Raw genomic sequence first — 8,257 nt, forward strand, 5'->3', positions numbered from 1 at the left:
GCACGTCGGTGTGACGCTAGCAGGTGGGTCCGACGACCGGTCCCGGAGCTCACAGCCGATCGGCCGCACCGGCGGGCGTCGCGCCGCGGGTGTCCAGCAGCAGTTGCGCCTTGACCGCGAGTCCCTGCAGGTCGTAGGTGCGGTGGTGCTGGAGCAGCAGCGTCAGGTCCGCCTCGGCCGCGGCCTCGTACAGGGCGTCCGCCCGCGGTACCGGCCGGCCCATGACCTGCCACTGCGCAACGTACGGGTCGTGGTAGCTGAGCTGCGCGCCCATCCCGAGCAGTCGGGAGCCGATCTCATGGGCGGGCGAGCCCTCCTGGTCGCCGATATCGGGTTTGTACGTCACCCCGAGCAGAAGGATCCGGGCACCGCGCGCCGACTTCCCGTGCTCGTTGAGGAGGGTCGCGCAGCGCTGGACCACATAGCGCGGCATCCGTCCGTTGACCTCCTGGGCCAGCTCGACCATCCGCAGCGGGTAGCCGAGGCTGCGGCCCGTGTAGGAGAGGTAGTTGGGGTCGATCGGGACGCCATGTCCGCCGACACCGGGCCCCGGGCGGAAGGCCTGGAAGCCGAACGGTTTCGTCTCGGCGCAGCGCACCACGTCCCAGAGGTCGACGCCGATGTCATGGCAGAAGACCGCCATCTCATTGGCCAGGGCGATGTTGACGTGCCGGTAGTTGGTCTCCAGCACCTTGACGGCCTCGGCCTCGCGCGGGCCCCGTGCGCGGACCACCCGGTCGGTGAACCGCCCGTAGAAGGCCGCGACGGCCTCGGTGCACGCGGGCGTGAGGCCGCCGATGACCTTGGGGATGCCCGCGTACCCATGGGCGCGGTTGCCCGGGTCCAGACGGCTCGGGGAGTACGCGAGGTGGAAGTCGTGCCCGGCGCGCAGCCCGGACCCCTCCTCCAGGATCGGGCGGAGGAATTCCTCGGTGGTGCCCGGGTAGGCGGTGGACTCCAGCACGACAGCGGCGCGCGGGCGCAGTCGCCCGGCCAGCGCGCGGGCCGCGTCCCCGACGGCGGACAGGTCCAGGGCCCGGTCCTCGCCCAGTGGCGTGGGCGCACAGATCACGGCGGTACGGACCCGCCCCAGCTCCGCCGGATCGGTGGTCGCCCGGAAGCCGGCGGAGAGCATACGGCGGAGCTCGGCGGCCGTGAGCGAACCGTCCACCGGAGGGCGGCCTGCCCGCAACTCGGCGATGGCGTGGACGTCGGTGTCGTAGCCGATCGTGGGGATACCGGCGGCAGTGGCGGCCTGGGCGAGGGGTAGACCGAGATGGCCGAGTCCGATGACAGCGAGGTCTGCGGGCATGGCTGGAATCTGTCCTTCCCGAGACGATTCTTTATGGCTTTATGTAAGGCTAAGCACACATATGACTGATATTGAGGATTGGGTGATGGTGGAGACCTCGGTGTTGCTCCCGCGGGCGCAGGCTGGCTGTGACCGCGAGGCGCGTCGAGAATCGACCGACGGCGGAATCGGCGACCCGGACCACACGGGAGGCAGCGGTGAGGACAGCGACACTTGGACCGGCCGAGCGCAGTGAGGCACTCGCCCGAATGGCCGAACGAGAGCTGGACATTCTGGTCGTGGGCGGGGGAGTGGTCGGTGCGGGCACCGCGCTGGACGCCGCCACCCGCGGTCTGCTGACCGGGCTGGTCGAGGCGCGGGACTGGGCTTCCGGCACCTCCAGCCGTTCCAGCAAGCTCATCCACGGCGGTCTGCGCTATCTGGAGATGCTCGACTTCGCGCTGGTGCGGGAGGCGCTGAAGGAGCGCGGTCTGCTGCTGGAACGGCTCGCTCCGCACCTGGTGAAGCCGGTGCCCTTCCTCTATCCGCTGCAGCACAAAGGCTGGGAGCGCCTGTACGCAGGGACGGGCGTCGCCCTCTACGACGCCATGTCGGTCTCGTCCGGACACGGGCGCGGACTGCCCGCGCACCGCCATCTGACCCGTAAGCACGCGCTGCGTGTCGCCCCCTGCCTGAAGAAGGACGCCCTCGTCGGCGCCCTGCAGTACTACGACGCGCAGATGGACGACGCCCGCTATGTGGCGACCCTGGTGCGTACGGCGTCGGCGTACGGGGCCGAGGCGGCGAACCGGTCCCGGGTCATCGGGCTGCTGCGCGAGGGGGAGCGCGTCGTCGGCGCCCGCGTCAAGGATGTGGAGGGCGGTGGCGAGTACGAGATCCGGGCCAAGCAGGTGGTCAACGCCACGGGCGTCTGGACGGACGAGACACAGGCGCTGGTCGGCGAGCGGGGCCAGTTCCACGTACGGGCGTCCAAGGGCATCCACCTCGTCGTGCCCAAGGACCGGATCCACTCCACGACCGGGCTGATCCTGCGCACCGAGAAGAGTGTGCTGTTCGTCATCCCGTGGGGCAGGCACTGGATCGTCGGCACCACCGACACCGACTGGGACCTGGACAAGGCGCACCCGGCCGCCTCCAGCGCCGACATCGACTATCTGCTGGAGCATGTCAACTCCGTGCTTGCGACGCCGCTCACCAGGGATGACGTGGAGGGGGTGTACGCGGGGCTGCGTCCGCTGCTGGCCGGGGAGTCGGAGGCGACCAGCAAGCTCTCCCGCGAGCACACGGTCGCGCACACCGCGCCGGGCCTGGTGGTGGTCGCGGGCGGCAAGTACACGACGTACCGGGTGATGGCGAAGGACGCCGTGGACGAGGCGGTGCACGGCCTCGACCAGCGCGTGGCGGAGTGCGTCACCGAGGACGTGCCCCTGGTCGGCGCGGAGGGCTACAAGGCCCTGTGGAACGCACGGGCGCGGATCGCCGCGCACTCCGGTCTGCACGTGGCAAGGATCGAGCACCTGCTGAACCGCTACGGCTCGATGGCCGAGGAGGTGCTGGAGCTGGTGGCGCGGGACCCGTCCCTGGGCGAGCCGCTCGCCGCGGCGGACGACTATCTGCGCGCCGAGATCGTCTACGGCGCGTCGCACGAGGGGGCGCGGCATCTGGACGATGTGCTGACGCGCAGGACGCGGATCTCCATCGAGACGTTCGACCGGGGGACGCGCAGCGCCCACGAGGCAGCCGAGCTGATGGCGTCGGTTCTCGGCTGGGACCGGAACCAGATCGAGAAAGAGGTCGAACACTACGAGAAGCGGGTGGAGGCGGAGCGGGAGTCGCAGCGCCAGCCGGACGACCAGACGGCCGACGCGGCGCGCCTGGGCGCACGCGACATCGTCCCGCTCTGACACGCGGCCGCCTCCTGCGGTGCGGGGGGCGGGTGCGGCGCTGTGGCCGGGGCGGCTCGCCGCGGGGGCGCTACGGGCTGTCAGGGGCCGCCACGGGTCGCTGCTCGCCGTCCCCCCTCTGCTCTGGCGTCCCGGCTGTTCGGCAGGCGGGACGAGCGCGGTGCGGCGTGCGGCGAGCCGGGCGAGGCGCCCGGCCTCATGCCTGTACGTCTCGCCGGGCCCCATGCCTGTACGTCTCGCCGGGCCCCATGCCCGTGCGTCTCGCCGGGCCCCATGCCCGTGCGTCTCGCCGGGCCCCATGCCCGTGCGTCTCGCCGGGCCCCATGCCCGTGCGTCTCGCCGGGCCCCATGCCCGTGCGTCTCGCCGGACCTATGCCCGTACGTCGGGCTCGCCGGCGGTCTCATGCCCGTGTGCCGCGCTCCCCCCTGGCCTCATGACCGTGTGTTGCTCCGGGACTCGCGCCCCGCCCGTGCCTCGCGCCCGCCTCGCGCCCGTGCCTCGCACCCGCCTCACTCCCACGCCCGGCCCGACGCCCGTGCCTCGCGCAGAACTCCGCTTCCAGGAGGCGGGTTTCCGCCCGCCTGCTGCCGATCTCGTCGGTGTTGACGCGATAGCCGAGTACATGGCTGCCGCCGCGCGTCCCGACGATCTGGACATACGAGCCGTTGATGACGCCGTTGTGGCCCCACAGCGTCTCCCCGCACGGGAGCCGCACCGGGAAGAGCCCCAGCCCGTACGCGCCCCCGGTTCCCGCGGTGTCCAGCATCCCGCGCAGCTGTCCGGGCGGCAGCAGCCGGCCGCCGAGCAGAGCGCGGAGGAAGCGGTCGAGGTCGCCCAGGGTGGAGACCATCTCACCCGCCGCGCCCGCGCTCGACGGGTCCAGCGCGGTGACGTCCGCCGGCCTCCGCTCATCCGCCCCGGACTCCGCCGACCTGCCGGAGTAGGCCCTGCCGTGCGGCGCGGGCAGACCGGCCCGCGTACCGGGGAAGGACGTCCCCCGCAGACCGAGCGGCCCGATGATCCGCCGTCCGACCTCTTCCGCGTACGGGCGGCCGGTCACCTTCTCGACGACCAGCCCGAGCAGGATGTAGTCGGTGTTCGAGTAACGGTAGCCGGCGCCCGCCCGGGAACGCGGCGGATGGCGCAGTGCCGTACGGACGAGCTGCTCCGGGGTGTGCGTGTCGAGACGGTGTTCGGGGAAGCCCCGCCCCACGGACCGGTCCGTCATCCCGGGGTCCCGCATGTAGTCGAACAGTCCGCTGGTGTGGTTGAGGAGTTGGCGCAGGGTGATCCGGCGGCCGTCATTGCCGTGGCCGCGGACGAGCCCGGGCAGGTGTTCGTCCACGGTGTCGGTGAGGTCCAGCCGGTGCTCCGCGGCCAGTTGCAGCACCACCGTGGCCACGAAGGTCTTGGTGACGCTCCCGGCCCGGAAGCGGTCCCCGGCCAGGATCCGGCGGTTGCTGCGGAGGTCCGCGACCCCCGCCGTGTCGAACCGGGACCCGTGCCCGTCCCGCGACAGGGCCGCCGCGCCCGGCGCGTCACCCGCGGTCACCAGTTGCCGTACGGCTGCCCGGACGCCCGGGCGGGCCTGTTCGGCCCCGCTGTCGCCCGGGCGGGCACAGCCACCCGTCGACACCGCGCCTGTCAGCAGCGCCGCCACCAGGGCCGCGGCTGCGGACGGGTGTGCGGTGCGCTTCGGCATGGACGGCCTTTCGTCTGGTACGCAGACATCATGACCCGCTCCTACCCGCAGGACGTCAGGGGGTCCCACAGGCGGACCCGGGCCTTCCCCACCCCCGCGTATGAGGGACAATGAGGGCTCTGCCGGGGGCGGGGCGCCCGAGTTGGAATCAGAAGCGCCGATGGAGTCGCCATGAAGCACGCCAACTCGGCGCCGTAGTGGATTGATTGCAGCGCTGAGGGGATTCATGTCGAAGGCGGAGCAGACGCAGGGCAGCACGGGACGCCTCCTCGCCGGACGCTACCGGCTGGGCGAGGTTCTCGGCCGCGGTGGGATGGGCACGGTCTGGCGGGCGAAGGACGAAACCCTCGGCCGGACGGTCGCCGTCAAGGAACTGCGCTTCTCGTCCACGGTCGACGAGGACGAGAAGAGGCGGCTGATCACCCGCACCCTCCGCGAGGCGAAGGCCATCGCCCGTATCCGCAGCACGGGCGCCGTGACCGTCTATGACGTGGTCAACGAGGACGACCGGCCCTGGATCGTCATGGAGCTCATCGAGGGCTCCTCCCTCGCGGACGTGGTACGGGAGAGGGGCGGACTCACCCCGCACCGGACCGCCGAGGTCGGGCTCGCGGTTCTCGACGTGCTGCGCGCGGCGCACCGCGAGGGCATCCTGCACCGCGATGTGAAGCCATCCAATGTGCTGATCTCCGACGACGGCCGGGTCGTCCTCACCGACTTCGGTATCGCGCAGGTCGAGGGCGATCCGTCGGTCACCTCCACCGGCATGCTCGTCGGCGCGCCGTCGTACATCTCGCCCGAGCGGGCGCGGGGCCACAAGCCGGGCCCGCCCGCGGATCTGTGGTCGCTGGGCGGCCTGCTCTACGCGTGTGTGGAGGGCGTGCCGCCGTACGACAAGGGCTCGGCGCTCGCGACGCTGACCGCGGTGATGACGGAGCCGGTGGACCCGCCGAAGAACGCGGGCCCGCTGGAGGAGGTCATCTACGGCCTGCTGGCCAAGGACCCGGGGCAGCGGCTGGACGACGCGGGGGCACGTGCTCTGCTGGAGGACGCGCTGAGCGCGCCGGAGGACCAGGGCCCGCAGGCGCCGGAGCCGACCAGGACGATGATGCTGCCCACGGTGTCCGTCGAGGAGAAGCCGGTCTCGTCGCAGGCGGCGTCGTCGAAGGCGGCCGCGCGCAAGCCGGCGTCCCGGAGACCGTCGTTCTCGAAACCGTCGCTGTCGAAGCCGTCGCTCGCGAAGGCGGCGAAGCCGGAGTCCACGTCTGCGACGTCAACGTCCGCGGAGTCCGAGTCCGCGCACTCCGCGGCCGCGAAGTCCGCGTCTCCGGAACCGGCGGCGAACCCCGGGACGGGTCCCGGGGCCGCCGGCCCGGACGCCGGGCAGGATCCGGCCGCGGGGCCGGACGCGAAGCCGGAAGCCACGTCCGTGAGCCGGGCCGAGGTGGAGGAGCGGCTGCGCGGGGCCCTGCGGTCGGTGCGCAACGCGGCCGTGGCGGCGAAGGCCAAGTCGGCGTCCATGTCGAGACCCTCGGCGGCGTCGTCGGAGCCCGGGCCCGGGGGCGGCGACCCGGCACGGCGGACGACGGGTGTGTCGCTCACCGATGTCGTGCCCCGGCGCACCCTGGTGATCGTGGCCGTGATCGCTGCTCTTGCGGTCCTCGGGGCCGTGCTGGCCTTCGCGCTCAACAACGGCGGTGACAGCGGCAGCAGCGGCAGCGGCAGTCCCAAGGACGGCCAGGCGGCTTCGAGCGGAGCGCAGGCCGGGTCCGGTGACAGCGGCCGGAAGGACACGGGCGAGAAGAGCGGCGAGGGCGGGAAAGACGGGAAAGAGGGCAAGGGGCAGCCGTCGGACGCCCGGGGTGACACGGCCGGCGGTGAGGGGCAGGACAAGGAGCAGAAGCCCAAGGGCGAGCAGCAGAAGCCCGAGGACCAGGGGAAGGGCCAGGGGCTGCCGGAAGGTTTCAAGACGGTGATCAACCGTCAGTTCCACTTCTCCATGGGCATGCCCGAGGACTGGAAACTCACCGGCATCGCGGGCCGGAACTCGGGTGGGATCTTCAGCAAGTCGGGCGGCTTCCCGCGCATCCAGATCGACTACAGCCCGGAGCCGGGCACGGACGCCGCTGCCGCGTGGAGGAGTCTGGAGCCCGCCGTACGCAGCCAGTCCACCGGCTACCGGCTGCTGGGGATCAAGGAAGTCGACTACCGCGGCTACCCGACCGTGGCGGACTGGTCCTTCGAGCGGAAACAGGACGGCCGTCAGGTGCGCGTGCTGAACCGGGGCTTCAAGGCGGACAGCGCGCACGGCTATTCGATCATGATCACCTGCCGTAAGGACGCGTGGGACGGCGAGGAGTGCACGAAGGTCCGGGACACCGCCTTCAAGACCTTCCAGCCCAAGGACTGACCGCTCGGCGATCGGGTTGTGCCGTCCGCTCGGCAGGGCCCGGCTCAGGCACGTATCGTGAGTTCCCGCGGACCGTACGCAGCCGTAACGCGCCCGGAAATCGACGGGAATTGACGGTTCGTGGGGCGGCTGTGGGTCCGGCTGTGTGAGGTGTGGGTCGCGCGCTACGGGGAGGCGTCGTGGAGGACTACGCGGGTCGGGTGCTCGCCGACCGCTACCGCCTGCCCCGGCCGCCCTCCGACGCGTACGACCTCGTGGAGGCCCGCGCCTTCGACACGTACAGCGGCCAGGAGGTCCTGGTCCGTCAGATACCGCTGCCGGAGGTCGTCGAGGCCGAGGTCGCGGGCGTGGACGGGCGGTACGGGTCCGCGGCGCCGGGGCGTACGGCCCGGCAGCCCGGCGACCCCACCGTGCGCCGCGCCATCGACGCCGCGACGGCGGCCGCGGCGATCCCCGACCACCCCCGGCTCAGCCAGGTCTTCGACGTCTTCGCCGACGGCGGCAGTCTGTGGGTCGTCAGCGAACTGGTGGCCGCCAGGCCGCTGGCGGCGCTCCTCGCCGAGAAGCCGATGTCCCCGCACCGCGCGGCCGAGGTCGCGGCCGACGTCCTGACGGCCCTCCGGGCCCTGCACACGTACGGGTGGACCCATCGCAACATCACGGCGCGGACCGTCCTGGTCTGCGACGACGGCCGCGCCGTACTCACGGGCCTCGCGGCGGGGGCGGCGGAGGAGGCGCTGTGCGGCTACGACCCGGTGCCGCGGCCGCCGGACCCCGGCCCGGGCTCCTCGGGCCCCTTCGGCCCGGACGGCCCGGACGGCCCTGAGGGCCCTGAGGGCCCTGAGGGCCCTGAGGGCCCTGAGGGCCCTGAGGGCCCGGGCTCGGGCGGCCCGGACGACGGCGCCCCCGGCCCCGGCCCGGGCGGTGC

5 protein-coding genes are annotated in these 8,257 nt (G+C 72.5%); 3 read left to right on the forward strand and 2 right to left on the reverse strand.

Annotated elements, in window-relative coordinates:
* Window positions 1-49: 49 nt before the first annotated feature.
* A complete protein-coding gene (locus ACTWQE_RS04165) occupies window positions 50-1,312 on the reverse strand; it encodes a nucleotide sugar dehydrogenase (RefSeq protein WP_443327410.1) in 1,263 nt (420 codons plus the stop codon).
* A 197-nt stretch (window positions 1,313-1,509) separates the two neighbouring features.
* On the opposite strand from ACTWQE_RS04165, the gene ACTWQE_RS04170 reads away from it, so the two are divergent.
* Window positions 1,510-3,216, forward strand: coding sequence for a glycerol-3-phosphate dehydrogenase/oxidase (locus ACTWQE_RS04170; protein ID WP_443327411.1), 1,707 nt, complete (start codon window positions 1,510-1,512; stop codon window positions 3,214-3,216).
* A 401-nt stretch (window positions 3,217-3,617) separates the two neighbouring features.
* Here ACTWQE_RS04170 and ACTWQE_RS04175 read toward each other — a convergent pair whose 3' ends face one another.
* Window positions 3,618-4,919, reverse strand: coding sequence for a serine hydrolase domain-containing protein (locus ACTWQE_RS04175; RefSeq protein WP_443327412.1), 1,302 nt, complete (start codon window positions 4,917-4,919; stop codon window positions 3,618-3,620).
* A 226-nt stretch (window positions 4,920-5,145) separates the two neighbouring features.
* On the opposite strand from ACTWQE_RS04175, the gene ACTWQE_RS04180 reads away from it, so the two are divergent.
* Window positions 5,146-7,329: a protein kinase domain-containing protein gene (locus ACTWQE_RS04180; protein ID WP_443327413.1), complete on the forward strand. Its 2,184-nt coding sequence runs from the start codon at window positions 5,146-5,148 to the stop codon at window positions 7,327-7,329.
* Between the two features lie 179 nt (window positions 7,330-7,508).
* The coding region (locus ACTWQE_RS04185) for a protein kinase (protein ID WP_443327414.1) at window positions 7,509-8,257 on the forward strand (749 nt) is incomplete at its 3' end.

The organism is Streptomyces sp. 8N706 (genome assembly GCF_052245415.1).
Lineage (GTDB): Bacteria > Actinomycetota > Actinomycetes > Streptomycetales > Streptomycetaceae > Streptomyces.

What these genes read in the sequence shown, in the direction of transcription:
- ACTWQE_RS04165 (WP_443327410.1), bottom strand. Translation starts at nt 1,312, where the DNA reads ATGCCCGCAGACCTCGCTGTCATCGGACTCGGCCATCTCGGTCTACCC.
- ACTWQE_RS04175 (WP_443327412.1), bottom strand. Translation starts at nt 4,919, where the DNA reads ATGCCGAAGCGCACCGCACACCCGTCCGCAGCCGCGGCCCTGGTGGCG.
- ACTWQE_RS04180 (WP_443327413.1), top strand. Translation starts at nt 5,146, where the DNA reads ATGTCGAAGGCGGAGCAGACGCAGGGCAGCACGGGACGCCTCCTCGCC.